The organism is Paraburkholderia humisilvae (assembly GCF_902859855.1).
GTDB classification, from domain to species: Bacteria; Pseudomonadota; Gammaproteobacteria; order Burkholderiales; family Burkholderiaceae; genus Paraburkholderia; species Paraburkholderia humisilvae.
The window spans coordinates 1-1,537 of sequence record NZ_CADIKH010000318.1; the positions used below are offsets into that span (position 1 = coordinate 1).

The window sequence follows — 1,537 nt, forward strand, 5'->3', positions numbered from 1 at the left end:
AATCTGTCATCCATTGAAAGGCCAAAGGCAAGAGGTAAATGCTCCTCTCTCAGGCTTTACCCTGCTTGACCTGAAACATCTTGCGCCCCCCCACTTCGACGCGCACGAGCATGCATCCGGTTTTTCGCTTGCCTGGTTGCAGAGCTGGTCTGCTCCAGTCATCCATCGGGATCAAGGCGAGCGCCCATGTTCTCGGCTCGCCCGTGGCTCACGTGGAGCCCCAGAAAACCATCGGTACCAGACCGGTGTCCACGGGAGTATTCAACGAGTATCGGCTTGCTGCATTAGCAGTGCCAGGCTCATTTCGGCTCATGGTCTGGGCATCCCAGCGATCGTTATTTTGGGGGACGGCGGGAGCGCGTGGCCCAATCAACGAACCTGGGTTCACGCCAACAGATTTACCGGGCTCACGGCCCCGCCGGATCTAACCAAAGCATTTGGTCACCTCAAAGGGTTTGCCGTCTCGCAACATGTAGAAAGCCGCGCGTGCGAGCTTGTGCGCGAGTGCCTTCATCGCGACCACAGGCATGCGCCGCGATCTTTTGCGATCATAAAAACGTCTCGCCTGCGGACAACTGCGCATCGCAACAGCGGCAGCTTCGATGAAGGCCCAGGAGAGATACTTGTTGCCGTTCTTTGCGTTGCCTTCACCTTTCTTCTTGCCGTTGGAGATCCGCTTGCTCTCGACGCATCGGCAGTAGGAACTGAACTGCCCAACGCTGTGGAAGCGGGCGATGCTGCCCGTTTCCAGCATGATGGTGGTCGCGAGGGTCTCACCGATGCCCGGCGCGGTTTTGAGAATGGAGAACTCGGGGCGAAGTTTCACGGTGCGGTGCAGGACAGTTTCAATTGCATGGATTTGAGCCTGGAGCGTGCGCACAACCGCGAGGTTGGCCATCAACGCACACTCGATGTGCGGTGGCAAACGCAGCGCAGTTACAGCCGCGTTGTCGAGGTGGCGAACCTGTTGTGCGTTGAGGCGCAGATTCAACTGCCGCGCCACGATATTTTCGATGCTGAGAATGTTCAGCGTGCGTTGCTGTACGAGTTGCATCCGCTTGCGGGCCAGGTCACGCAAGCCACGCTCCTCCGGTGGATAGATGTACCCTTCTGGCAGTAGCCCAAGACGGAAGATGTGTGCGAGAAACACTGCGTCGCGTTCATCGCCCACATACTTCAGGCCCTCGTACTGCTTGATGGCAGAGGTATTTGCCAGATGCACGGCAAAGCCCGCAGCCACCAGGCCATCGACCAGCCAGTACCAGTTATAGGTTGATTCGACCACGACCCCTTGCAGGTCCTCGTTGAACGATGCGAGGACCGCAATGATTGATGACAGGTCGTTGGCCAGTCGTTTGCAGTAAAGCACCCGGTCTTGATCGTCGATCACGGCGACCACGGCGTTATTCGAGTGCAGATCGATGCCGCTATACTTCATTTCAGCCTCCTGAATGGGTCCGTTGAGCCAGGCATCTCAACTGTAGACCCTGGCCGCCCCCTTCTTTGGGCGGCCAGGATGCCTTTCAATGATTATCAA

Annotated in this window: 1 protein-coding gene; it reads right to left on the minus strand. The window is 57.4% G+C overall.

What is annotated here, in order from left to right:
- Positions 1 to 424 precede the first annotated feature (424 nt).
- Complete coding sequence (locus HV796_RS42230) at positions 425 to 1,438, minus strand: IS110 family RNA-guided transposase (protein WP_175233543.1); 1,014 nt, start codon at positions 1,436 to 1,438, stop codon at positions 425 to 427.
- Between the last annotated feature and the right edge of the window lie 99 nt (positions 1,439 to 1,537).

What these genes read in the sequence shown, in the direction of transcription:
- HV796_RS42230 (WP_175233543.1), bottom strand. Translation starts at nt 1,438, where the DNA reads ATGAAGTATAGCGGCATCGATCTGCACTCGAATAACGCCGTGGTCGCC.